24 protein-coding genes and 2 tRNA genes are annotated in these 22,716 nt (G+C 67.7%); 19 read left to right on the top strand and 7 right to left on the bottom strand.

The window, feature by feature from the left end; translation table 11 throughout:
- Positions 1-27: 27 nt before the first annotated feature.
- Together pgl and zwf are read right to left on the bottom strand one after the other, a co-directional pair.
- Positions 28-699, bottom strand: a complete 672-nt coding sequence (gene pgl, locus Q8S30_RS20105) for a 6-phosphogluconolactonase (RefSeq protein ID WP_305667806.1) — start codon at positions 697-699, stop codon at positions 28-30.
- Positions 696-2,153: a glucose-6-phosphate dehydrogenase gene (gene zwf, locus Q8S30_RS20100; RefSeq protein WP_305667805.1), complete on the bottom strand. Its 1,458-nt coding sequence runs from the start codon at positions 2,151-2,153 to the stop codon at positions 696-698. Before zwf ends, pgl begins: the two co-directional genes overlap by 4 nt.
- A 211-nt stretch (positions 2,154-2,364) precedes the next feature.
- Between zwf and Q8S30_RS20095 the strand changes: the two genes are divergently transcribed.
- Both Q8S30_RS20095 and Q8S30_RS20090 read left to right on the top strand, forming a co-directional pair.
- On the top strand, positions 2,365-3,318 hold the full coding sequence (locus Q8S30_RS20095) for a radical SAM protein (RefSeq protein WP_305667804.1): 954 nt from the start codon (positions 2,365-2,367) through the stop codon (positions 3,316-3,318).
- Positions 3,319-3,391: 73 nt separating this feature from the next.
- Entirely contained in the window at positions 3,392-4,315 is a 924-nt protein-coding gene (locus tag Q8S30_RS20090) for an HNH endonuclease (RefSeq protein WP_305667803.1), read from the top strand.
- A gap of 15 nt (positions 4,316-4,330) precedes the next feature.
- Here the strand turns inward: Q8S30_RS20090 and Q8S30_RS20085 are convergent, their stop codons facing one another.
- Positions 4,331-5,089, bottom strand: coding sequence for a GNAT family N-acetyltransferase (locus Q8S30_RS20085; protein WP_305667802.1), 759 nt, complete (start codon positions 5,087-5,089; stop codon positions 4,331-4,333).
- A gap of 123 nt (positions 5,090-5,212) precedes the next feature.
- Between Q8S30_RS20085 and msrB the strand changes: the two genes are divergently transcribed.
- Positions 5,213-5,611, top strand: a complete 399-nt coding sequence (gene msrB / locus Q8S30_RS20080; RefSeq protein WP_305667801.1) for a peptide-methionine (R)-S-oxide reductase MsrB — start codon at positions 5,213-5,215, stop codon at positions 5,609-5,611.
- 26 nt (positions 5,612-5,637) lie between these two features.
- Here the strand turns inward: msrB and Q8S30_RS20075 are convergent, their stop codons facing one another.
- Positions 5,638-6,105: an outer membrane protein assembly factor BamE gene (locus Q8S30_RS20075; protein ID WP_305667800.1), complete on the bottom strand. Its 468-nt coding sequence runs from the start codon at positions 6,103-6,105 to the stop codon at positions 5,638-5,640.
- 307 nt (positions 6,106-6,412) lie between these two features.
- On the opposite strand from Q8S30_RS20075, the gene Q8S30_RS20070 reads away from it, so the two are divergent.
- From Q8S30_RS20070 to Q8S30_RS19995, 16 genes are all read left to right on the top strand, one after another.
- Complete coding sequence (locus Q8S30_RS20070) at positions 6,413-6,985, top strand: YceD family protein (protein ID WP_305667799.1); 573 nt, start codon at positions 6,413-6,415, stop codon at positions 6,983-6,985.
- A 461-nt stretch (positions 6,986-7,446) separates the two neighbouring features.
- Positions 7,447-7,653, top strand: a complete 207-nt coding sequence (rpmF, locus tag Q8S30_RS20065) for a 50S ribosomal protein L32 (RefSeq protein ID WP_161346859.1) — start codon at positions 7,447-7,449, stop codon at positions 7,651-7,653.
- Positions 7,654-7,683: 30 nt separating this feature from the next.
- On the top strand, positions 7,684-8,868 hold the full coding sequence (gene plsX / locus Q8S30_RS20060) for a phosphate acyltransferase PlsX (protein WP_305667798.1): 1,185 nt from the start codon (positions 7,684-7,686) through the stop codon (positions 8,866-8,868).
- A gap of 2 nt (positions 8,869-8,870) precedes the next feature.
- Positions 8,871-9,842 (top strand): beta-ketoacyl-ACP synthase III, encoded by a 972-nt coding sequence (locus tag Q8S30_RS20055; RefSeq protein ID WP_305667923.1) that lies wholly within the window; start codon positions 8,871-8,873, stop codon positions 9,840-9,842.
- Positions 9,843-9,989: 147 nt separating this feature from the next.
- Positions 9,990-10,292 (top strand): integration host factor subunit alpha, encoded by a 303-nt coding sequence (gene ihfA, locus Q8S30_RS20050; RefSeq protein ID WP_161346853.1) that lies wholly within the window; start codon positions 9,990-9,992, stop codon positions 10,290-10,292.
- Positions 10,293-10,413: 121 nt separating this feature from the next.
- Complete coding sequence (locus tag Q8S30_RS20045) at positions 10,414-11,385, top strand: MerR family transcriptional regulator (RefSeq protein WP_305667797.1); 972 nt, start codon at positions 10,414-10,416, stop codon at positions 11,383-11,385.
- 105 nt (positions 11,386-11,490) lie between these two features.
- Positions 11,491-11,568: transfer RNA gene (locus Q8S30_RS20040), tRNA-Pro, on the top strand.
- Positions 11,569-11,628: 60 nt separating this feature from the next.
- A complete protein-coding gene (locus Q8S30_RS20035) occupies positions 11,629-12,711 on the top strand; it encodes a 2'-deoxycytidine 5'-triphosphate deaminase (RefSeq protein WP_305667796.1) in 1,083 nt (360 codons plus the stop codon).
- Positions 12,712-12,830: 119 nt separating this feature from the next.
- Entirely contained in the window at positions 12,831-14,870 is a 2,040-nt protein-coding gene (locus Q8S30_RS20030; protein WP_305667795.1) for an ASKHA domain-containing protein, read from the top strand.
- An 89-nt stretch (positions 14,871-14,959) separates the two neighbouring features.
- Positions 14,960-15,556: a sigma-70 family RNA polymerase sigma factor gene (locus Q8S30_RS20025; RefSeq protein ID WP_305667794.1), complete on the top strand. Its 597-nt coding sequence runs from the start codon at positions 14,960-14,962 to the stop codon at positions 15,554-15,556.
- A gap of 7 nt (positions 15,557-15,563) precedes the next feature.
- Positions 15,564-16,232, top strand: coding sequence for an anti-sigma factor domain-containing protein (locus Q8S30_RS20020; protein WP_305667793.1), 669 nt, complete (start codon positions 15,564-15,566; stop codon positions 16,230-16,232).
- 92 nt (positions 16,233-16,324) lie between these two features.
- Positions 16,325-16,870 carry a fasciclin domain-containing protein gene (locus Q8S30_RS20015; protein WP_305667792.1) on the top strand — a complete coding sequence of 182 codons (546 nt, stop codon included), beginning with the start codon at positions 16,325-16,327 and terminating at the stop codon, positions 16,868-16,870.
- 306 nt (positions 16,871-17,176) lie between these two features.
- Positions 17,177-17,250 (top strand) — tRNA-Gly (locus Q8S30_RS20010).
- A gap of 604 nt (positions 17,251-17,854) precedes the next feature.
- Positions 17,855-18,205, top strand: coding sequence for a RidA family protein (locus Q8S30_RS20005; protein WP_305667791.1), 351 nt, complete (start codon positions 17,855-17,857; stop codon positions 18,203-18,205).
- A gap of 131 nt (positions 18,206-18,336) precedes the next feature.
- Complete coding sequence (locus tag Q8S30_RS20000) at positions 18,337-18,876, top strand: TIGR00645 family protein (protein WP_305667790.1); 540 nt, start codon at positions 18,337-18,339, stop codon at positions 18,874-18,876.
- 40 nt (positions 18,877-18,916) lie between these two features.
- Positions 18,917-19,345 (top strand): NUDIX hydrolase, encoded by a 429-nt coding sequence (locus Q8S30_RS19995; protein ID WP_305667789.1) that lies wholly within the window; start codon positions 18,917-18,919, stop codon positions 19,343-19,345.
- 191 nt (positions 19,346-19,536) lie between these two features.
- Here the strand turns inward: Q8S30_RS19995 and Q8S30_RS19990 are convergent, their stop codons facing one another.
- The 3 genes from Q8S30_RS19990 to adh all read right to left on the bottom strand — a co-directional run bounded on the left by Q8S30_RS19990 (position 19,537) and on the right by adh (position 22,642).
- Complete coding sequence (locus Q8S30_RS19990) at positions 19,537-19,860, bottom strand: hypothetical protein (protein ID WP_305667788.1); 324 nt, start codon at positions 19,858-19,860, stop codon at positions 19,537-19,539.
- Positions 19,861-20,012: 152 nt separating this feature from the next.
- Positions 20,013-21,029: an alcohol dehydrogenase AdhP gene (adhP, locus tag Q8S30_RS19985; RefSeq protein WP_305667787.1), complete on the bottom strand. Its 1,017-nt coding sequence runs from the start codon at positions 21,027-21,029 to the stop codon at positions 20,013-20,015.
- Between the two features lie 86 nt (positions 21,030-21,115).
- Positions 21,116-22,642, bottom strand: a complete 1,527-nt coding sequence (gene adh, locus Q8S30_RS19980) for an aldehyde dehydrogenase (protein ID WP_305667786.1) — start codon at positions 22,640-22,642, stop codon at positions 21,116-21,118.
- Positions 22,643-22,716 lie beyond the last annotated feature (74 nt).

Raw genomic sequence — 22,716 nt, 5'->3', positions numbered from 1 at the left:
CTCTCCGATCGGCAGATTTTCAGGCGCTCAGGCGGCCCAGTGAACGGTCGCGTTGGCAAGGACCGCCCGGACGGGCGCTTCCTCGGGGGGCAATGCACGCGCAGAATCAAGCGCCGCGCGCTTCTCGTCTCCGGTGATGAGGATATGGATGCGCATCGCGCCTGCAAGCACCCTTGCCGACAGGGTCACCCGCGGCTCGCCCGCCGCCTCGGCCCGCATCGGCAGCAGGATCGGCGCATCGGGGGCCAGGGCCTCGGTAAGGCGGTCGGCGCCGGGGAACAGGCTGGCGATATGCCGGTCGGCGCCCATTCCCAGCAGCAGCACGGAAATCGGCAGATGTGGCTCGATCGCCGCAGCCAGCCCGGGGATCGCCTCCTCTGGCGCCGAGTCCGGCGCATAAAGCGGCAGATAGGTTGCCGCCGCCGCCCGCTCCACCAGCAGCCGGCGGCGCAGCAGCCCGGCGTTGGAGCGCTCGGAAATCTCCGGCACCCAGCGTTCGTCGTTCAGGAACACCGTCACGCGGTCCCAGTCCAGCCGCGAGGCGGAGAGAAGATCGAACACCGGCCCCGGCGTGGTGCCGCCCGGCACGCAGAGGCTGGCGGTCGCCTCCATGCGCAGCGTCTCGCCCAGTTCCGAGGTGAGCCGGTCGGCCAGCCCCATGAACATCGCCTCGCGGTCGGGATATTCGACAAACTTCATTCCTTGATCTCCCGCCAGCGCCGGCCGTCGCGGTGCAGCAGCATCAGCGCATCTTCCGGCCCTGAAGAGCCCGGGTCATATCCTTGCGGGCGGTCGCCGCGCGATTCCCAGCCCGCGATGATCGGGTCGGTCCAGGCCCATGCCGCCTCGACCTCATCGCCGCGCATGAACAGGGTCTGGTTGCCGCGGATCACATCCATGATCAGCCGTTCATAGGCATCGGGGATATCCGCCCCATTCTCCCCCAGAGCCTCGGCAAAGCTCATGTCCAGCGGCACCTGCACAAGGCGCATCCCGCCCGGGCCCGGTTCCTTGATCATCACCTTGAGGTTCATCCCCTCATTGGGCTGAAGGCGGATCACGAGCTGGTTCTCGCGCCAGTCGCCCCCCGCCTCGTCAAAGATCGAATGCGGCGGTTCCTTGAAGGTGATGGCGATTTCGGACGCGCGGGCGCGCAGCCGCTTGCCGGTGCGCAGGTAGAAGGGCGTGCCCTTCCAGCGCCAGTTCGCCACATGCACGCGCAGCGCAATGTAGCTTTCGGTGCGGCTGGCGGGGTTCTCGGCATCTTCCACATAGCCCGGCTCATCATGGTGGGCTCGGTACTGGCCGCGCACCAGATCGTCCGGGCCGATGGGATCCAGCGCGCGGATCACCTTCAGCTTTTCGTCGCGCACCGCGTCGGGATCGAAGTGATAGGGCGGCTCCATCGCGATCAGGCACAGCAGCTGCATGAGGTGGTTCTGCACCATGTCGCGCATCGCGCCCGACTTGTCATAATAGCTGCCGCGCCCGCCGACGCCGACCGTCTCGGCCACGGTGATCTGGACGTGATCGACGTATTGGGAATTCCACAGCGGCTCGAACAGGATATTGGCAAAGCGCACCGCCATCAGGTTCTGCACGGTTTCCTTGCCCAGGTAATGGTCGATCCGGTAGATCTGGCTTTCGTGGAAATGCGCGGCCAGCGTCGCATTCAGCGCCTTTGCGCTGGCCAGATCGCGGCCAAAGGGTTTTTCCAGCACGATGCGGCTGGTCTCATCGGCGATGTCATGCTGGTGCAGGCGCTCGGCCAGATCGCCGAACAGCGCGGGCGCGACAGACAGGTAGAAAGCCCGGATGCGGCCGGGCTGCATCGTCTCTGCCAGTTGCTGCCAGCCATCGGTGCCGCGGGCATCCAGCGGCACATAGCTGAGACGTTGCAAGAAGGCCTCGATCATCTTGGGGTCAGAGCGGCGGCTATCCACAAATTCCGCAATCGCATCGGCCACCTGCGCGCGAAAGCCGGCATCGTCCAGGTCGGACCGGGCGGCGCCGATGATCCGCGCCTCTTCGGGCATCTGCCCGTCATGGAAGCGCCGGTAAAGCCCCGGCAGGATCTTGCGCTTGGCAAGATCGCCTGTAGCCCCGAACAGGACGAGGTCGAAGGGATCGACCGGAATGACGCGTGAAACCATGCTGCCCTCGCCTGTGCTTGCCTTGCGAAGCCGCGCCTTGCGGCCCGGGCCTGCCGCCCTGATAGCGCTAACGGCGCCTGTCTACCGGGCCGTGCCAGCCAAGTCTAGCATCGCTTGGCGCTGCCGCCTACTGCGACGCAGCAATCCGATTGCGGCTTTCCGCCGTATCTGCATCGGGTTAGCCTTCACCCCCAAGCCACAGGAGACAGCGATGGACCTTGCCACGCGCCCCGCAGCCAATATCGGCAAGTTCCGCGACCCTGCAATGACATCCGCCGGAGAGCCGCGCGCCACCGTGGCGCTGACCCGGGCCGAGACGCTGTGGTTCAACACCGGCACCCTGTGCAACATCGCCTGCAGCCATTGCTACATCGAAAGCTCGCCCAGCAACGACCGGCTGGTCTATCTGACGACGGCCGAGGTGGAGCGGTTTCTGGACGAGGCGTCTAGCCTTGGCTGGCCGCTGCAGGAGGCAGGGTTCACAGGCGGCGAGCCGTTCCTGAACCCCGAGATGCCGGCAATGGCAAGGGCGGCGCTGGCGCGCGGGCTGCGGGTGCTGATCCTGACCAATGCCATGCTGCCGATGCAGCGCCCGGGGGTGAAGGCGGCGCTGCTGGATCTGCAGCGCGCCTATCCGGGCCAGATGACCCTGCGCATCTCGCTCGACCATTTCGACGCCGCCCGCCATGACGAAGAGCGCGGAGCGGGCAGCTTCGAGCGGTCCCTAGCCGGGATGGACTGGCTGACGGCGGAGGGGTTCACGCTGTCGGTTGCGGGCCGGCAACTGTGGGGAGAACCGGAAGCCGAGCTGCGCGCCGGCTTCGCCGCCCTCTTCGCCGCGCGCGGCTATCCGATCCGCGCCGATGCCCCCGCGGAGCTGGTAATCTTCCCCGAAATAGACGCCGCCGCCGAGGTGCCCGAGATCACCACCGCCTGCTGGGGCATCCTGAACAAAAGCCCGGGCAGCGTGATGTGCGCCTCCTCCCGCATGGTCGTCCACCGCCGCGGGGCCGAGGCCGCCACCGTCACCGCCTGCACTCTGCTGCCCTACGAGCCGGAGTTCGACCTCGGCCCGACGCTGGCAGGGGCGGCACGGCCAGTGGCATTGAACCATCCGCATTGCGCGAAGTTCTGCGTGCTCGGCGGAGCGAGCTGCTCGGCCTGAGGGCGCAAGAGGGGGCTCTGCCCCCCGCCCTGCGGGCTCCCCCGGGATATTTGGACAAGGCAAAGGCGGGCGGATGGCAAAGCTGGTTCTGATGCACAAGGCGGACTCGATCTATGACGACGAGCCGGACGCCCGCTACGATTTCCCGCGCAGCTACCTGAAGGCGGTTTCAGAGGCGGTCGGAGACTGGATCATCTATTACGAGCCGGTGAAGGCCGGGCCGCGGGGATATTTCGCGGTGGCCCGGATCGCGCGGGTGATCCCCAAGCCCGGCGTGGAGGGCCGCTTCCTCGCGCTGATCGACCCCGGCAGCTTCCTTCCCTTCGACCGCGAGGTGCCCCGGTTGATAAACGGGCGGCCGCTGGAGGGGGCGCTGACCGAGGCGGACGGAACGGCGAAGAAGGGCGGCGCGGTGCAGCTCGCCGTGCGCCGGCTGCCAGAGGCCGATTTTACCCGGATCGTTGATCTGGGATTGCCGCAAGAGCTGGAGCGGATCGAGGCGACCCGCTATGGCGCGCGCGCGGGAGCGCTGCATGAGGAAGCGGCGATCTTCGAGCGCCCGGTGCTGGAGCGTCTCACCCGCCGCCCCTATCGCGACATCGCCTTCCGGCGGAAGGTGCGCGCCGCCTATGACTATCGCTGCGCGCTGTCCGGGCTTCGCCTGCGCAACGGGGGCGGGCGGCCAGAGGTTCAGGCGGCGCATATCCGCCCGGTCGAGAGCCAGGGCAGCGACTCGGTCCGCAATGGGCTGGCATTGTCGGGGACGCTGCACTGGATGTTCGACCGCGGCCTGATCTCGGTGGCCGAGGATTGCGAGACCATCCTCGTGTCGCACAACAAGGTGCCGGGCGATGTGGTCAGCCGCCTTCTCTCGCCGGGTGGCAAGCTGCTGGCGCCGCTCGATCCACGCGACGCACCGCATCCGGCCAACCTGACATGGCACCGGGAGAATGTGTTCGGGCAGGTGCTTGCGGACGGGCCCGCGCCCTGGGAGTAGCGGCAAGGGTCGTCCCTACCCCGCCACGCCCCGCAGCAGCCGCGCCCGGGCGGGCGGAATCGCCCGGATCTCCAGCCCGGTGAACACATGCAGCGTGTTCAGGTCGCGGTCCACCACGGCATGGTCGCTGACCCAGCCGCCCATCATCAGATAGGTGCGCAGCAGGGGCGGCATCCCCAGCATCGCGCGCCTGGCATCGGGCTTGCGGCGGCGCAGGCGCTGCGCGAAGCGGAAGACGTTGGGGGCCTTCACCCGCGGCAGCCAGCGCTTGGGCGCAAGGTGTCGCGCGGCCAGCATGGTAAGCGCGTCCAGATGCGCCCCTGTCTCGGCCCCCATGAAGGAAGAGCAGCCGAACAGCATCTCCACCCTCTCCTCATCGACATAGCGGGTCATCGCGCCCCAGGCGACGCGCAGGATGTCGGGGTCATGCCAGGCGGGATGGATGCAGAAGCGGCCCATCTCGACCATCGGGCCGTCGAAGGCGCGCAGCGCCGAAAGCTCGTAGAACTGCGCCGAATAGCTGCGGCCGATCTCCTCCCCGCGCGCCAGCGGCAGCAGCCGGAAGCAGCAGACCAGCGTGCCCGTGCGCACCTCCTCGACCAGCACATGCCGGCAGACCTCATCGAAGGCGTCGGCATCAAGGCCCATCGGCGCCTCGCCGGCCAGCCCGCGATTGGCGACAAACGCCAGCCAGCGCAACCCTTGCGCGCGGGCCAGATCCTCGGAGGTTTCGGCAAAGCGGGCCTCGTAGCGGCCCCGGCGCAGCGACAACATCCAGCGCGTCCTTTACAACTGCGGCCATCACAGCTTCTGGCGCGGCAGGGCCCCGGCCTGTGGGATCTGCCATTGAAGCCCCATATACACCTTTCAATGATCCCGCGCGAAGAAAGGCAGCCAATGGCCCCCAAAATCCAGAAATCCGATGCAGAATGGCGCGAACAGCTGTCCGAATCTGCCTACCGCGTCACCCGGCAGGCGGCGACCGAGCGTCCGTTCAGCCATCCGGGCTTTGCCCCCGGGCCCGGAACGTTCCTGTGCACCTGTTGCGGCGAGCCGCTGTTCACCAAGGATACCAAGTTCGATTCGGGCTGCGGCTGGCCGTCCTTCACCGCGCCGCTGAAAGGCGAGGCAGTCGAGGAGCATGTCGATACCACACACGGGATGCGCCGGACCGAGGTGACCTGCTCCAGTTGCGGCGCGCATCTGGGCCATGTCTTCCCCGATGGTCCGCCCGAGGCAGGGGGCCTGCGCTATTGCATCAACGGCGTGGCGCTGGATTTCGAGCAGGACAGCTGACGCGCTTGCGGTGCCGGGACGCGGGATCAGTCGATGAACTGGCCCGCGTTCACGTTGCCGATGCTGCCCAGAAGCTGGCCAAGGAAGGTCACGCCCTTGATGTTGCTGTCGGTGACGCGGCGCGAGAGCGTGACGACACGGCCATCCTGTAGCCCGAAGCGCTCGATATTCTCGACGACGCCGCCCTCGTTGAAGCTGATGGCGACGACTTCGCGGCTGATCTCCTCGGGCTTTTTCCAGCCGACCTCACGCCAGCGGCTGCCGACATAGTACCAGCCGCCATCCTCCAGTACCCCGGCCGAAGACGGGCGGCCGACGAAGTCGCCCACCGTGTCACGGGTATCCTGCCCCACGACCAGCATGGCCAGATCGCTGTCCGAGGGCACATAGCCGTGGCTGCGATAGATCGGCTGGCAGGCGGCAAGCCCGCCAATCACAAGCAAGGGCCACAGATTGCGCACAATCTGCCTGACGATCCGTTCGATACCGACCATGTCGCTCCTGCCCCTTGCCTTGCGGCTCCGTTCCCGGCCCAGTTTTTCCGGCCCAGTTTCCGGCCCGTTCGCGGCAACTCTCCGCCATAACCCGCCCGGCCCTACCGCCAGGCTTGCGCCCCGCATCAGGTCCAGCCCTTGCCATGCCGGCACTTGCCTCCTAAGCGGCTTACAACAAGGATGGCCCTGTCTTCAAGCCGTCCCGCGATCTGGGGTGGCCTTGGCCCCCACTGCGGGGTGCGGCACGGCAGCCACAGACTGATGAGGAGACTTGACGATGCAAGACCGTTCCCCGATGCCTCCCGCCATGACACCCCCTGTGAACATGCCCTGGTCGCAGGCCTTCCGCGTGGCAGAGCTGGCCTCGCGCAAGCCGACCCGCTTCACGCTGGCGCTGGACGAGGCGGCGCTGGCGGCGCTGGCGGCGGATCTGGGCCTCCTGGAGGTCCGCAAGCTGACCTTCAAGGGCGAGCTGGTGCCCAAGGGCCGCCATGACTGGGAGCTGACCGCCAGGCTGGGCGCCAGCGTGGTGCAGGCCTGTATCGTGACGCTGGCCCCGGTCCAGACCCGGATCGATGAGGACGTGAAGCGCCGCTACCTCGCCGAGATGCCGCAGATCGAGGCCGATGAGGTCGAGATGCCCGAGGATGACACGGTCGAGGCGCTGCCGCAGGTGATCGACGCTGGCGCCGTGATGGCCGAGGCGCTGGCGCTGGCGCTGCCGCTCTACCCCCGCGCGCCGGGGGCCGATCTGGGCGCGGTGCAGGGCACCCCGCCCGGGGCCGAGCCGATCGTGGAGGAAAAGCTGCGGCCCTTTGCCGGGCTGGCGGACCTGCTGAAGCAGCGCGAGGGAGAGGCGGAGAAGAAGAAGGACGAGTGAGCGCCTGCTGCTCCTAGCCTCATGCGGCGCACTGGCATGAAATGGTGCTGCCCAGAATTTCGGCCGTCGACGAAATTCTGATGTGCCCGCCCTGCGGGGCGGCACATACGTGCCCACCTGGGCGGACACATCAGAATTTGGCACCGTTCGTGCAAGCTTCACCCCCCTTGCCCTGCGGCTTGCGCCTTCGGGCAACCGACGCGGTCGGCTTGCCACTGGCAAGCCGCCTGATCTCGCCGGAAAGATGCACCCACAAGGGCTGGACGCCCCCCTCGGCAGCAGGTTAGACAGCCCCCAGAAAAGACTTGCGCAGGCAGGGAATCCGAGTATGTTCCCGGCCTCATTCACGAAACGGGTTCACCCCCCGTGCCAGTTGGCATGACGGTGCGAAACCCAAGCAAAACGGGGGCTTGCCCCCACAGACAAACGGGGGCTTGCCCCCTCGAACCCGAGGTCGAGATATGGCTGTCCCCCAGAACCGAGTCACGCGGTCCCGCCGCAACATGCGCCGCGCCCACGATGCCCTGGTCGCCGCGAACCCCGCCGAATGCCCGAGCTGCGGCGAGCTGAAGCGCCCGCACCACGTTTGCGCCTCCTGCGGCACCTATGACAGCCGCGAAGTCGTGGCACAGGCTGCCGAGGTCGATCTGGACGAAGACGCGGCGTAAGCCGGTCTTTTGGCGCGCTGGCCGCGGATGATGTCGCAACCCACCGGAACGACCAGCGTCCGCGCCGCCGAAGCCGAGGCAGGCTCCGCAAGCGGAGCCGCATCCGTGCGCGTCCCGGGCCGGATCGTGATCTCTGTCGATGCAATGGGCGGGGACCGCGGCGCAGCTGCCGTGGTCGCCGGCATCGTGCGGTCTGCCGAGAAGAACCCCGACATCGCCTTCATCGTGCATGGGCCGGAACCGGAGCTGAGCAAACTGCTGGCCCGTCACCGCGACCTGCTGCCCCGCTGCGAGATTCGCCATGCCGAGGGCGTGGTGAAGATGTCCGACAAGCCCAGCCAGGTCATGCGCCACGGTGAGGGCACCTCGATGTGGTCCACCGTCGAAAGCGTCAAGCGCGGCGAGGCGACGGTGGCGGTGTCCTGCGGCAATACCGGCGCGCTGATGGCGCTGTCGATGATCCGCCTGCGCAAGCTTCCCGGCGTCAACCGCCCCGCCATCGCCTGCCTCTGGCCCTCGCGCAATCCGCAAGGGTTCAACGTGATGCTGGACGTGGGTGCCGACATCAAGGCCGATGCCGAGGACCTGCTGCAATATGCGCTGATGGGCGCCTCCTATGCCCGCAACGGGCTGGGGCTGGCGCGCCCCCGCGTCGGGCTGCTCAATGTCGGCACCGAAGAGCACAAGGGCCGGGCCGAGCTGAAGCTGGCCCATGACCTGATCGCCGCGGCGACCGAGGCCGGCGCCTTCGACTTCGTCGGCTTCGTCGAGGGCGGTGATCTGCCGTCGGACCGGGTTGACGTGATCGTGACCGATGGCTTTACCGGCAATATCGCCCTGAAAACCGGCGAGGGCACTGCCAAGCTGATCTCGGATTTCCTGAAAGAGGCATTCAATGCCACCTTCCTGTCCAAGATCGCGGCGCTGCTGGCGCTGACCTCGCTCAAGCGTCTGCAAAAGCGCATTGATCCGCGCCGCGTGAATGGCGGCGTGTTCCTCGGCCTGAACGGCACCGTCGTCAAATCGCATGGCTCGGCCGATGCGCTCGGCGTCTCGGCGGCGATCAAGCTCGCCTTCCTGCTGGCCCAATCGGGCTTCCAGGACCGGCTTGCAGCGCGGGTTGCCTCTGCCGGACAGGCGCGGCAGGATGCCGCCGCGCAGGGCGGCGCTGCCGCTGTGCCGGGGGGAAGCATCTTGAACGGAACAACCGAATGACACTGACGCGCGCCGTGGTCCGGGGCGTCGGGCATTATCTGCCCGACCGCATCATGCCCAACGCCGAGTTTGAAGAGCGGCTGGAAACCTCGGATGAGTGGATCCGCAGCCGCACCGGGATCGAGCGGCGGCATATCGCGGCCGAAGGCCAGCTGACCTCCGACCTCGCGATCCGGGCCGCGCAGGCCGCACTCGCCGATGCCGGGATGGACGCGGACCGCATCGACGCCATCGTGCTGGCGACCTCCACCCCCGACTACACCTTCCCCTCCGTGGCGACGATGGTGCAGGCCGGGCTCGGCATGACCCGCGGCTTTGCCTTCGACGTGCAGGCGGTCTGCGCCGGCTTCGTATTCGCGCTCGCCAATGCCAATGGCCTGATCCTGTCGGGCCAGGCCAAATGCGTGCTGGTGATCGGCGCCGAGACCTTCAGCCGGATCCTGGACTGGGACGACCGCGGCACCTGCGTGCTGTTCGGCGACGGCGCCGGCGCGCTGGTGCTGGAGGCCGAAGAAGGCGCCGGCACCTCCGCCGACCGCGGGATCCTGTCGTCGGACCTCAACTCCGACGGGCGCTACAAGGATCTGCTGCATGTCGATGGCGGCGTGTCCAGCACCGGCACCGCCGGGCATCTGCGGATGCAGGGCAATGCCGTCTTCCGCCACGCCGTCGAAAAGCTGGCCTCGACCGCGCATCTCGCGCTGGAAAAGGCCGGGCTGACCGCGGGCGATGTCGACTGGATCGTGCCGCATCAGGCCAACCTGCGGATCATCAGCGCCACCGCGCAGCGGATGCAGGTGCCGATGGAGCGGGTGGTGGTCACCGTGCAGGACCACGGCAACACCTCGGCCGCCTCGATCCCGCTGGCGCTGTCGGTCGGCAAGCAGCGCGGCCAGATCCATGAGGGCAACCTGATCGTGACCGAGGCCATCGGCGGCGGCCTCACCTGGGGCTCGGTCGTCCTGCGCTGGTAGCGCCACCGGCGATTCCTTGCCGGTGGCCCCGTCGCAGGCCCTCGCCAGACCGTTTCGAGGCTGGTTGAAGACCCTGCCCCAAGTCATTGATATTGACTCGGAAATCCTCTGCCCCCATCCTTGCCGCAAAATACGGGAGGGACCGGCATGGGTGAGAAGACACTGACGCGCATGGATCTGAGCGAGGCCGTCTTCCGCGAGGTGGGCCTGTCGCGCAACGAATCCGCGCAACTGGTGGAATCGGTGCTGCAGCACATGTCCGATGCGCTGGCACGGGGCGAGCAGGTGAAGATCTCGTCCTTCGGCACATTCTCGGTGCGCGACAAGGCCGCCCGCGTCGGGCGCAACCCCAAGACCGGGGATGAAGTGCCGATCAGCCCGCGCCGCGTGCTGACCTTCCGGCCCTCGCATCTGATGAAGGATCGCGTGGCGGCGGGCAACCGTAACTGACCGGCCCCGCCCGGGCCACGAAGGGGGCGTGATGGAAAACTCCGCCGGACCTGCGCAACCTGGGGTGGCAGCCGCGGCCCAAGGCAGTGCTGCGACTGACAAGGTTGCGGCCCCCAAATCCGTGACCGCCTTCCGCACGATCAGCGAAGTTTCCGAGCTGCTGGAAACGCCAGCCCATGTGCTGCGCTTCTGGGAAAGCCGCTTCCCGCAGGTCCGCCCGGTCAAGCGCGCCGGCGGGCGCCGCTATTACCGCCCTGCCGACGTGGCGCTGCTGGCCGGCATCCGCAAGCTGCTTCACGATGATGGCCTTGCGATCCGCGGCGTGCAGAAGATGCTGCGGGATCATGGTGTGAAGTCCGTCACCGCGCCGGCGGAGCCGGCGGGGGAAACGGCGGACGCGGGGGAGTGGGCGGATGCCGCAGCACCGGCCGAGACCGTGTCGGGCGCCGAGGATCACGGCACCGCTCCGCCGGATGATATGACAGCGGCTTACGAACAAGACGAAGCTGCGTCTCCCGCCGAGGCGGCCACCCCCCCGCGCGTCGCACTGGCGGAGAACCATCAACCCGCTGCTGCGGATGATGCCGCGAAGCCGGCGGTCGAGCCGCCCTTACCTCCCGAGCTGACGTCCGAAGTGCTGGAACCCGAAGACGCTGGCGCCTTGGCCCACGTTCCAACTGAGGCGCCCACCCCACCTGCAGCGATGCCCCACGAAGCCTTTGCGCCTGAGCCCGAGGAAGCCGCTCAGCAGGCCCCCACCGAGGCGCAGCCCGCGGAGGATCCTGCGCCCGCCCCGGACATACCCGACGAGCCGCCCCGCCCCCGCGTGCTGATGCGGCGCCGGACTGCTGGCGATCCGCCCGGCCTCTTCTCGCTGATGGACGCGCCCGAGCATCCGCGCCCGGCCCCTCCCGAGCCCGCGCCCGACATGGCGCCGCCCTCGGACGAGCCCCCGGTGGAGCGCCCGCTGGCCGCCCTCCTGCGCGCCGCGGACCCTGCCCGGCTTGCCCCCCATGCCGACGCCTTGGGCGCGCTCCACGCCCGGCTGGAGGCGATCCGCGCCCGGCGGGACTGCGCCGGCCGGGGGCGCTGACGCCGCCGCGATGCGACAGGCTCAAGTCCCCGCCGACGATTCCCATGACGCCGCCGCGATTTGCCGCTTGCGCCCGCACCAAGCCTCGCACTATATCACCGCCGTCGGGCCGTGGCGCAGCCTGGTTAGCGCGTCCGTCTGGGGGGCGGAAGGTCGTGAGTTCGAATCTCACCGGCCCGACCAACATCGAAACGCCCGTTCCCGCATGGGGGCGGGCGTTCGTGCATCTGCAGGGGGGCAGTGATGACCGCAACCGGAGTGCTTCCCGATACCGCCTTGCAGGCGCTGATCGACCAGGGCGCCATCGCGGCAGACCCGGGCGTGATCCCCGCGCAACTGCAACCCGCCAGCCTTGACCTGCGCCTTGGGCGCACCGCCTACCGCGTCCGCGCCTCGTTTCTGGCGGGCAAGGGCCGCCCGGTGGCCGACCGCATCGCCGAGTTCGAGATGCACCGGATGGACCTCAGCGATGGCGCGGTGCTGGAAAAGGGCTGCGTCTATGTCGTGCCGCTGATGGAACGGCTGGCGCTGCCCGAAGGCATCACCGCCGTCGCCAATGCCAAGAGCTCCACCGGCCGGCTCGACCTTCTCACCCGAGTCATCACCGATGGCGGGGTGGAGTTCGACCGCATCCCCGCCGGCTATACCGGCCCGCTCTATGCCGAGATCTGCCCGCGCTCCTTCTCGGTGCTGGTCCGGCCCGGGATGCGGCTGAACCAGATCCGCTTTCGCGCCGGCCAAGCCGTGCTGACCGATGCCGAACTGCGCACCCTGCACGCGGCGGACCCGCTGGTCAGCGGCACGGCGGTGATCTCCGAAGGGCTCGGCTTCTCGGTGGACCTGAAGCCAGAAGGCACCGACCTCGTCGGCTATCGCGCCAAGCCCCATACCGGGGTGATCGACCTCGACCGCATCGGCCATTACACCCCGCGCGACTTCTGGGAAGAGGTGCGCACCGAGGATGGCAGCATCATCCTCGACCCCGGCGCCTTCTACATCCTCGTCAGCCGCGAGGCGGTGACGATCCCCCCCGCCTGCGCAGCCGAGATGGCCCCCTATCTGGCGATGGTGGGCGAGTTCCGCGTGCATTACGCCGGTTTCTTCGACCCCGGCTTCGGCCATGCCGCCGCGGGCGGTGTCGGCAGCCGCGGCGTGCTGGAGGTGCGCTGCCACGAGGCGCCCTTCGTGCTGGAACATGGGCAGGTGGTCGGGCGGCTGGTCTATGAGCGCATGGCCTCGGTGCCCGCGCGGCTCTATGGGGCCGACCTTGCGTCGAACTATCAGGGGCAAGGGCTGAAGCTGTCCAAGCACTTCCGGCCCGCCTGAAGTTTCGGGGCCTGACCCGCAGGCCAGTGCCGCAACCCGCCCCTGCCCTGCCGCGAACAGGCATGGCGCCCCCTCCCGCGCGCCTTAGAACAGGCAGGCGGCAGCCAGCGGAGACTTCCATGACCGAGGCCACAGAGGCGCTTGTGATCTTCACCCCCTCGGGCAAGCGCGGGCGCTTTGCGCCGGGCACCACCGTGCTCGCCGCCGCCCGGCAGCTGGGGGTGGATCTCGATTCCGTCTGCGGCGGGCGCGGCATCTGCTCCAAGTGCCAGATCACGCCGGGCATCGGCGCCTTCCCCAAGCACGGGCTGACCGTGGCGGCGGATGCGCTCAGCAACTGGAACGCGGTGGAAGAGCGCTACAAGCAGAAACGCGGGCTGGCCGAGGGCCGCCGCCTCGGCTGTCAGGCGCATATCCAAAGCGATGTGGTCATCGACGTGCCGCCCGAAAGCCAGCTGCACCGGCAGGTGATCCGCAAATCCGCCTCGGACCGGGTGATGGTGATGGACCCCGCCACCCGCAGCTATTTCGTCGAGGTGGCCGAGCCGAGCATGGACGAGCCGACGGGCGACTTCCAGCGCCTCTGCACCGCGCTGGCCGAGCAATGGCAGGTCATTGGCCTTGCCCCCGACCTGCACATCCTGCGCAAGCTGCAACCCGTGCTGCGCAAGGGCGAGTGGCGCGTGACGGTCGCCGTCAACCGCGGCGCCGATGGCTCTGTCCGCATCGTGGATGTCTGGCCCGGCTTCCGCGAGGCGCCGCTCTGCGGGCTGGCCATTGATCTCGGCTCCACCACCATCGCCGCGCATCTGTGCGACCTGTCGGATGGGCGGGTGCTCGCCTCCTCGGGCGTTATGAACCCGCAGATCCGCTTTGGCGAGGATCTGATGAGCCGCGTCAGCTATGCGATGATGAACCCCGGCGGCGATGTCGAGATGACCCGCGTGGTGCGCGAGGCCATCGACGGGTTGGCGGCGGCGCTGGCGATCGAGGCGGGGCTGACCGGCGCGGACATTGTCGAGGCGGTGGTGGTCTGCAATCCGGTGATGCACCACCTGCTGCTGGGGATCGACCCGGTGGAGCTGGGACAGGCGCCCTTCGCGCTCGCCTCCTCCAGCAGCCTGACGCTGGCGGCCGCCGATCTGGGGCTGGCCGCGCTGAATGCCGGCGCGCGGGTCTACATGCTGCCGCTGATCGCCGGCCATGTCGGGGCCGATGCGGCGGCGGTGGCGCTGGCCGAGGCGCCGGAGACCTCCGACGATCTGGTGCTGATCGTCGATGTCGGCACCAATGCCGAGATTCTGCTGGGGGACCGGCGGCAGGTGCTCGCCTGCTCCTCCCCCACCGGCCCGGCCTTCGAGGGCGCGCAGATCAGCGCCGGCCAGCGCGCCGCCCCCGGCGCCATCGAGCGGGTGGAGATCGACCCGGTGACGAAAGAGCCGCGCTTCCGCGTGATCGGCTCGGACCTCTGGTCCACCGACGCGGGCTTCGCCGAGGCGACCCAGCAGACCGGCATCACCGGCATCTGCGGATCGGGCATCATCGAGGCGGTGGCCGAGATGCGCATGGCCGGGATCGTCGACGCCTCGGGCCTCATCGGCTCGGCCGAACAAACCGGCACCGACCGCTGCGAGCCGACCGGGCGCACCCATGCCTACCTCCTCCACGATGCCAGCGCGACCGGCGGCCCGCGGATCAGCGTCACCCAGGGCGACATCCGCGCGATCCAGCTGGCGAAATCCGCGCTCTATGCCGGGGCGCGGCTGCTGATGGATGAGATTGGCGTGGACAAGGTCGACCGCATCGTCCTCGCCGGCGCCTTTGGCGCCCATATCAGCCCCAAACACGCGATGGTGCTGGGGATGATCCCCGATGCGCCGCTGGACAAGGTCTCCTCTGCCGGAAATGCAGCAGGCACCGGCGCGCGGATCGCGCTCTGCTCCCTCGCCGCCCGTGCCGCCATCGAGGCCACCGTGCAGCGCATCCACAAGGTCGAAACCGCCATCGAGCCGCGGTTCCAGGAGCATTTCGTGGCCGCCAACGCGATCCCGCACGCGACCGCGCCCTTCCCAGAACTGGCGCAGGTCGTCACCCTCCCCGATGTCAGCTTCAACAGCGGCGGCTCCGGCGGCGAGGGCGGGCGACGGCGGCGGCGCTGACCAATCAAGGACTTGCCCCTCGCACCCTTGCGCTGCCCGGCGCTTCCGCTACCTTGTCGGCAGCCGCGCCCGCGGCGAGGGAGGACTGCATGAGCGAGCTGCGGCCGCATTCCAGCGACCGGCAGGGCCCGTCCGGGGCCGGCACGGCTGAGCCTGACCCACTCGCGCCCCTGCTGTCGCGCGTGGCCTCTGGCGACCGCGAGGCGTTCCGCCAGCTCTATTCCGCCTCCAGCGCGAAACTCTTTGGCACTGCCCTTCGTATGTTGGGCAACAGGGCCGAATCCGAAGAGGCGCTGCAAGAGGTCTTCGTGCGGATCTGGACCCGCGCCCACCGCTATGATGCCGGCCGTGCAAGGGGCATGACCTGGATGATCGCGGTGACGCGCAACCACTGCATCGACCGCCTGCGCGCCCGCCCTGCCCAGACCGAGGATGCCTCGGCCTTGGAGACGATTGCCGCCCCGGGCCTTTCGCCCGAGGCAAGCGCCATCGCCAGCAGCGAGGCGCGCCGGATTGCCGACTGCTTTGGCCAGCTGGAACCTGACCGCGCGCAGGCGGTGCGCGGCGCCTATCTGGACGGGCTGTCCTACGAGGCGCTGTCGGCCCGTTTCGCGGTGCCGGTGAACACGATGCGGTCCTGGCTGCGGCGGGGCCTGATGAAACTGAAGGACTGCCTGGAGGCATGAACGGGCGATGAACGGCGAGGCGGACATAGCAGAAGGCGATGACGGGCTGGCGGCGGAATACGTCCTCGGCACGCTGCCGCGCATCGACCGGGCCGCGGCTGCCGCCCGGGCGCGCAGCGATGCCCGCTTTGCCGCCCGCATCGCCGATTGGGAAATCCGCCTTGCCCCGCTGAATGACGGTTTCGCCCCGGTCCGCGCCCCCCGCACGCTCTGGCCGCAGATCGAGACGCGGATCTTTGGCGCCCCCGCCCCCCGCTCACGGCTCGGTCGCTGGTCGTTGCTCGCCGGGCTCGGTCTCGGCGCGGGCCTCGCCGCCGCCGTGGTGCTGACCGTACTTCCGGTGCTGCGCCCGATCCCCGATGCAGTCGTGGCCGAGCTGGTGGCCGAGGGCACCGACCTGCGCGTCGCAGCCCGGTTCGAGCCGCGCTTCGGCGTGATCCATGTCACGCGCATCGCCGGCCCCGCCGCCCCCGAGGGGCAGGACTATCAGTTCTGGGTCATCGCCGAGGGCGGCGCCCCCGTCCCGCTTGGCCTGCTGCGCGAGGGCGAGCTGGCTGCGGCGACCGAAGTCCCGCCGGGCACGGTTCTGGCCGTCAGCCTCGAGCCTCTCGGCGGCTCGCCCACCGGCCAGCCCACCGGGCCGATCCTGGTGACGGCGACGATCACGGGCTCGTGATCGCACCCTCTGCAACTCGGCTCCCCACCCTCCCGTAGCTGTAAGGGTCAGGGCGGGGACGACCTCCGCCCAACACCTCGGAGGACTAAGTGATGATTTCCACCCGTATCCTGGCTGCCACCCTTGCTCTGGTCGCTGCCCCCGCTTTTGCCGAAAACCCGATGGTCGGCGGCGCCGCAATGTTCGCGGACAAGAACATCGTCGAAAACGCCGTGAACTCGGCCGATCACACCACGCTGGTCGCCGCCGTGCAGGCCGCGGGCCTCGTGGAAACGCTGCAGGGCGAAGGTCCCTTCACCGTCTTCGCGCCGACCAATGCCGCCTTTGAAAAACTGCCGGCCGGCACCGTCGAAACCCTGCTGATGCCGGAGAACAAGGACCAGCTGACCAAGATCCTGACCTGCCACGTCGTCGCCGCCAACGCGACTGCCGAAGCGATCATGGGCATGGTTCAGGCGGGCAGCGGCTCGCACACCGTCAGCACCGTCGGCGGCTGTGACTTCACCGTCTCCACGATGGGCAGCGCCGTGATGATCGAAGACGGTCAGGGCAATGTCGCCAACGTCACCATCGCCGATGTGATGCAGTCGAACGGCGTGATCCATGTGATCGACACCGTGCTGCTGCCCGCGATGTAAGACCCGGGAGCCCCTTGCGCTGCAAGGCGCGGGGGGAGCCGGCTGCGGCTGGTGGCAGGGGCCTGCGCAGGGTGGGATGTCTCTCCCGTGCCAGGCGCCGGCGCTGACACCGGCCGCATGCGGGGCCACAAGGATTGGCGGGCCCTTTTATCGGTTACCTTTCAGCGTTCCGGCCCGCCCCGGGCCCGCGGTCCCGCAACGGACCGCGGGCCTTTGGCATTTCGGCCTTGTGCAGCCTGCCCGCCCCGCCCGCCCGCGCGAACCGGCTTGACGCGCAAGGGCGGTTTGACTACCTACAGCGCTGTCGCGGGTGTAGCTCAATGGTAGAGCAGAAGCTTCCCAAGCTTACGACGAGGGTTCGATTCCCTTCACCCGCTCCACTCCCACCCCGACCGAAAACCCGCGCCAACCCCTGTGAGAGCAGGCGGCCAAGGCAAATCGAAACGCCGCAGTCTCGTATTCCGTAGCGGAATCCGCAAAATCTGTTGCGCAGCCTGCAGAATTCTGCGATGCAGAACTCCTTCCTGTAACCAGTTGTTCCTTGTGCGACACGAGTTTCCGTGTGCCGCAGTTCAGGCACGATATTTTGCCGGGACAGGGGGCTTCCCATGACAGAATTATCTTCCTCCGCACCGCGGAGGCATTTTGCATGCCGTCGTTGCGGCTATATGTTACGTTATAACGCACCTCGATGCGGGGATTGTTACAACAAGACACCGATCTACAATCATGCCGCTTTTTGGCGGACTTTGGCGGTGGTCGGCATTGCCGTATTGGCAATCGGCGTATTGGTCGTGATCTGATACGTCTCGGGCGGCCCGGGTGCCGGCAAGCACCAGGGTCGTCCAACCCTTCCTCTCCGCCTCCGCTTCTCTCTGCATGATCCTGCACCCTGCTCCGCGCGCCGCGGGGTGGCAAAACCATCTGGTCCCGCCCCGCGGCACGGGCTATGACCCGGAGCAGTCCGAACGCAGGAGAGAGACCATGTCCGACATCACCCGCATCGAATCCGGCCCGCGCATGAGCCAGGCCGTGATCCACAATGGCCTCGTCTATCTGGCCGGCCAGGTCGGCAACCCGGGCGAAAGCGTCACCGACCAGACCCGCACCGTCCTGTCCGAGATCGACCGCCTGTTGGCCGCCGCCGGCTCCGACAAGACCCGCATCCTGACCGCGCAGATCTGGCTGGCCGATATGGCCACCTTCGCCGAGATGAACGCCGTCTGGGACGACTGGGCCCCCGCAGGCGCCACCCCGGCCCGTGCCACCGGCGAGTCGAAGCTGGCGACCCCGGATTACAAGGTCGAGATCATCGTGGTCGCCGCGCAAGCCTGACACCTGCCGCGGGGGCGCCCTGTGCGCCCCCCAGCCCGCGCCGCGCCCGCGCTGCCGCAGCCCCAGATCGCCTTTGACCGCTCGCCAATCCTGCCGTAATGCTGCGCTGCAACAAGGCAGGATGCGGAACCATGGAACGACTTATCGAACGCGGGCTGTTCGCCAGCCGCTGGCTGATGGCGCCGATGTATCTGGGGCTGGTCGGGGCCCTGCTGATCCTGCTCTATGCCTTCCTGATGGAGCTGGTGCATTTTGCCCTGTCGATCCCGGGGATGACGGTCGATGACGCCGTTCTGGGCGCGCTGGCGCTGATCGACCTCAGCCTTGCCGCCAACCTGCTGCTGATCGTGATCTTTTCGGGCTACGAGAATTTCGTCAGCCGCATGGACCTGAGCGGGCATGAAGACCGGCCCGACTGGCAGGGCGAGGTCGATTTCTCGACCCTCAAGCTCAAGCTCGTCGCCTCGATCGTCGCCATTTCCGGGATCCATCTGCTGAAAGTGTTCATGGATGTCGGCACCTATAGCGACGACAAGATCCGCTGGATGGTGATCATCCATCTGGTATTCGTGATCTCGGGCGTGCTGCTGGCGCTGATGGACTGGATCGCGATGAAGGGCAAAGTCATGAAGATCGCCGCGAAATCGGCGAAGGCAGATACCGGACGGTAACCCGCGCCTGCCGGTGAACCGCAGCGGCGAGGATCCCTCGATGAGCAACGCCCCCACCCGCCCCATCGCCGCCGTCATCGCGGTCGTTCTGCGCGGGCCAGAGGTGCTTCTGGTGCGCCGGATCAACCCGCCAGATGCCGGGCTCTGGGGCTTTCCGGGCGGCAAGGTCGAGCCGGGCGAGACGCTGGCCGAGGCCGCCTTGCGCGAGCTTGGCGAAGAGACGGGCGTGACAGCCACCGCCGGCGCCGTGATTGACGCGCTCGACGTGCTGGACCGGGACGCGGACGGCGAGTTGCGCCACCATTTCATCCTGATCGCCGTCGCCTGTACGTGGGTTCAGGGCGAGCCGGTTGCCGCCGATGATGCCAGCGACGCGGGATGGTTCCGGTTTGCCGATCTGGACCCGGACGATCCAGCCTTCAGCCACGATGTCGTCGCCCTCGCCCGCCGCACCGCCGGGCTGCCCTGAGCGCCCTGCGAGATACGAACAGGCCGGGCAGCAACGCCGCCCGGCCTGTCATCGCCCGAACGGGGCGTCACTGGAACGCCCGAACGGGGCATCAATCACACCGCCCGAACAGGGCGTCACTCATGTGGCCCGAACAGGGCGTCACTCATGTGCCCGAACAGGGCGTCACTCATATCACCCCGAAACGGGCATCACTCGATCGTGTAGCTGCCGGTTTCGCACAGATCGGCGCTGTCCTCGATGACATCGCCATCGTCGAACACGAAGCGAAGGTCATAGCTGCATTGGGTGCGGCCATCGGCGATCGTCACATCGACGGAATTGCCCGAGGGCAAAACGCCGGTGCCGAACACGTCTTCCTCCCAGTCCCCCACGTCGACGGGCGAAGTATAGAACTCGACCAGATCGTAGCCACTAACATTGATCAGTTCGAAGGTCAGATCCTGCGCAAGCGCCGGACCGGCGGCAAGCGTCGCCAAGGCGCCCCAAAACACGAGGCGCGAAACGGATTTCATCATAAATCACTCCAACGGGGATTGCCGCCCCCGACACGGCGCACATCGCGCCGCCTGCACCTTGCCACGCTGCCAAGCCTTTGCAAACATTTCCTTAATGCACGCCTGAGCCCCGGCGCCCGCCGCCCCCCAAGGTCGGCGGGCACCCCGCCTCAGGCCGACATGTCCAGCACGATGCGTCCGTCGATCTTGCCGGCCTGCATCCGCGCGAAGACATCGTTGATCTCTTCGATCCGCGCCGTGGCGGTATGGGCCCGCACCAGCCCGCGCCCGGCAAACTCAAGGCTTTCCTTCAGGTCGAGCCGGGTGCCGACGATGGACCCGCGCACGGTGATGCCTTCCAGCACCATGTCGAAGATCGGCAGCGGGAAATCCCCGGGCGGCAGACCGTTCAGCACGATGGTGCCGCCGCGCCGCGCCATCTTCAGCGCCTGAGCAAAGGCCGAGCGCGACACCGCCGTCACCAGCACGCCCTGCGCGCCGCCGATTTCCTTGCGCAGGAAGGTGCCCGGATCGGTGTTCATCGCGTTGATGGTGATCTCGGCGCCCAGTTCCTCGGCCAGCCGCAGCTTGGCCGGGTCGATATCCACCGCCGCCACATGCAGCCCCATCGCGCGGGCATATTGCACCGCCATATGGCCAAGCCCGCCAATCCCCGAAATCGCCACCCAGTCGCCGGGCTTGGTCTCGGTCATCTTCAGGCCCTTGTAGACCGTGACCCCGGCGCACAGCACCGGCGCCAGTTCCACAAAGCCAAGATTGTCCGGCAGATGCCCGACAAAGGCCGGATCGGCGATGGCATATTCGGCAAAGCCGCCATTCACCGAATAGCCGGTATTGCTCTGCTTCTCGCACAGCGTCTCCCAGCCGCCGAGGCAATGGTCGCAAAAGCCGCAGGCGGTATAGAGCCACGGCACCCCCACCCGGTCGCCCTCTTTCACAGAGGTCACGCCGCTGCCGATGGCAGAGACATAGCCCACACCCTCATGCCCCGGAATGAACGGCGGATTGGGCTTTACCGGCCAGTCCCCATGCGCGGCATGCAGATCGGTGTGGCACACGCCGCAGGCCTCGATCTTGACCTGGATCTCGCCTGCGCCGGGCTCGGGGACCGGGGCGTCCTCGATGACAAGCGGGGCCCCGAACTCGCGGACAACCGCAGCTTTCATCATTCTTGTCATGGCCTTGTCTCCATTCAATGTTCGGGCCCCCGCCCCGCCGTGCTGCGGGCGGGGACATCCCCGCCCGCCGCCGATCAGAAGAACCCGAGCTTGTTCGGGCTGTAGCTGACCAGCATGTTCTTGGTCTGCTGGTAGTGGTCGAGCATCATCTTGTGGGTCTCGCGCCCGATGCCGGACTGCTTGTAGCCGCCAAAGGCCGCATGGGCCGGATAGGCGTGGTAGTTGTTCACCCAGACGCGCCCGGCCTGGATGTGCCGGCCAAAGCGGTAGCAGGTGTTGATGTCGCGGCTCCACACGCCCGCACCCAGGCCATACATCGTGTCATTGGCCAGCTGCAGCGCTTCCTCCTCGTCCTTGAAGGTGGTGACCGAGACAACCGGGCCGAAAATTTCCTCCTGGAAGACCCGCATCTTGTTGTGGCCCTTCAAGATCGTCGGCTGGATGTAGAAGCCCTTCGCCAGATCGCCGCCAAAGGCCGCCGCCTGACCTCCGACCAGCACCTCGGCGCCCTCTTCGCGGCCGATGGTGAAGTAGCTCAGGATCTTGTCCTGCTGCTCCTGGCTCGCCTGCGCGCCGACCATCGTCTCCATCAGCCGCGGGTCGCCATGCTTGATCGCCTTCACCCGTGCGATGCAGCGGGCAATGAACTCTTCATAGATGTCTTCCTGGATCAGCGCCCGGCTCGGGCAGGTGCAGACCTCGCCTTGGTTGAAGGCGAACAGGACGAACCCTTCCACCGCCTTGTCGAGGAAGGCATCGTCCTTTGCCATCACGTCGCTGAAGAAGATGTTGGGCGACTTGCCCCCCAGCTCCAGCGTCACCGGGATCAGGTTCTCGGTCGCATATTGCATGATCTTGCGGCCGGTCTCGGTCGACCCGGTGAAGGCGATCTTGGCGATGCGCTTGGACCGCGCCAGCGGCGCGCCCACATCCGGGCCCATACCGTTGACGATGTTCAGAACGCCCGGCGGCAGCAGATCGGCGATCAGGTCAGCCAGCACCAGAATGGCGACCGGCGTCTGTTCCGCCGGCTTCAGCACCACGCAGTTGCCCGCCGCCAGCGCCGGCGCCAGCTTCCACGCCGCCATCAGGATCGAGAAGTTCCACGGGATGATCTGCCCGACCACGCCCAGCGGCTCGTGGTAATGATAGGCGATGGTGTCATTGTCGATCTCGCTCATCGAGCCTTCCTGGCTGCGCAGGACGCCGGCGAAATAGCGGAAATGGTCCACCGTCAGCGGGATATCGGCAAAGGTCGTCTCGCGGATCGGCTTGCCATTGTCCCAGGTTTCCGCAGCAGCCAGCAGGTCCAGATTGGCCTCCAGCACATCCGCGATCTTCAGCAGCAGGTTCGAGCGGTGGGCGGCCGAGGTCGCGCCCCAGGCTTCGCGCGCGGCATGGGCGGCGTCCAGCGCCAGCTCCACATCGGCCGCGCCCGACATCGCCACTTCACAGATCTTCTCGCCGGTGATCGGGGTGACGTTGTCGAAATACTTGCCGCTGACCGGGGCGACCCATTTGCCGCCGATGAAATTGTCATAGCGCGCCTTGAACGGCGAGACCTGAACGCCCTTGAATGCGCCGGGCATATCGTTTGCCATGGTAGTTCCTCCCGAGTGATGCCCCTCCTCCGGGGCGATGGGAGAACCATGACGGCTGGTGCGGGTCGTGCATA

Origin of the sequence: Frigidibacter sp. (assembly GCF_030695035.1) — a bacterium.
Classification (GTDB): Bacteria; Pseudomonadota; Alphaproteobacteria; order Rhodobacterales; family Rhodobacteraceae; genus Frigidibacter.
Note: the sequence above shows the minus strand (reverse complement) of the source record. Positions and strands in the feature narration are given on the sequence as shown.

Coding starts and splice junctions, on each gene's coding strand:
- Q8S30_RS20035 (WP_305667796.1), top strand. CDS start 11,629: ATGACCGCAACCGGAGTGCTTCCCGATACCGCCTTGCAGGCGCTGATC.
- ihfA (WP_161346853.1), top strand. CDS start 9,990: ATGGGTGAGAAGACACTGACGCGCATGGATCTGAGCGAGGCCGTCTTC.
- Q8S30_RS20000 (WP_305667790.1), top strand. CDS start 18,337: ATGGAACGACTTATCGAACGCGGGCTGTTCGCCAGCCGCTGGCTGATG.
- msrB (WP_305667801.1), top strand. CDS start 5,213: ATGGCCCCCAAAATCCAGAAATCCGATGCAGAATGGCGCGAACAGCTG.
- Q8S30_RS20030 (WP_305667795.1), top strand. CDS start 12,831: ATGACCGAGGCCACAGAGGCGCTTGTGATCTTCACCCCCTCGGGCAAG.
- Q8S30_RS19995 (WP_305667789.1), top strand. CDS start 18,917: ATGAGCAACGCCCCCACCCGCCCCATCGCCGCCGTCATCGCGGTCGTT.
- Q8S30_RS20085 (WP_305667802.1), bottom strand. CDS start 5,089: ATGTTGTCGCTGCGCCGGGGCCGCTACGAGGCCCGCTTTGCCGAAACC.
- Q8S30_RS20075 (WP_305667800.1), bottom strand. CDS start 6,105: ATGGTCGGTATCGAACGGATCGTCAGGCAGATTGTGCGCAATCTGTGG.
- Q8S30_RS20095 (WP_305667804.1), top strand. CDS start 2,365: ATGGACCTTGCCACGCGCCCCGCAGCCAATATCGGCAAGTTCCGCGAC.
- Q8S30_RS20005 (WP_305667791.1), top strand. CDS start 17,855: ATGTCCGACATCACCCGCATCGAATCCGGCCCGCGCATGAGCCAGGCC.
- Q8S30_RS20020 (WP_305667793.1), top strand. CDS start 15,564: ATGAACGGCGAGGCGGACATAGCAGAAGGCGATGACGGGCTGGCGGCG.
- rpmF (WP_161346859.1), top strand. CDS start 7,447: ATGGCTGTCCCCCAGAACCGAGTCACGCGGTCCCGCCGCAACATGCGC.
- zwf (WP_305667805.1), bottom strand. CDS start 2,153: ATGGTTTCACGCGTCATTCCGGTCGATCCCTTCGACCTCGTCCTGTTC.
- Q8S30_RS20015 (WP_305667792.1), top strand. CDS start 16,325: ATGATTTCCACCCGTATCCTGGCTGCCACCCTTGCTCTGGTCGCTGCC.
- Q8S30_RS20025 (WP_305667794.1), top strand. CDS start 14,960: ATGAGCGAGCTGCGGCCGCATTCCAGCGACCGGCAGGGCCCGTCCGGG.
- Q8S30_RS20070 (WP_305667799.1), top strand. CDS start 6,413: ATGACACCCCCTGTGAACATGCCCTGGTCGCAGGCCTTCCGCGTGGCA.
- Q8S30_RS20090 (WP_305667803.1), top strand. CDS start 3,392: ATGGCAAAGCTGGTTCTGATGCACAAGGCGGACTCGATCTATGACGAC.
- plsX (WP_305667798.1), top strand. CDS start 7,684: ATGTCGCAACCCACCGGAACGACCAGCGTCCGCGCCGCCGAAGCCGAG.
- pgl (WP_305667806.1), bottom strand. CDS start 699: ATGAAGTTTGTCGAATATCCCGACCGCGAGGCGATGTTCATGGGGCTG.
- Q8S30_RS19990 (WP_305667788.1), bottom strand. CDS start 19,860: ATGAAATCCGTTTCGCGCCTCGTGTTTTGGGGCGCCTTGGCGACGCTT.
- adh (WP_305667786.1), bottom strand. CDS start 22,642: ATGGCAAACGATATGCCCGGCGCATTCAAGGGCGTTCAGGTCTCGCCG.
- adhP (WP_305667787.1), bottom strand. CDS start 21,029: ATGAAAGCTGCGGTTGTCCGCGAGTTCGGGGCCCCGCTTGTCATCGAG.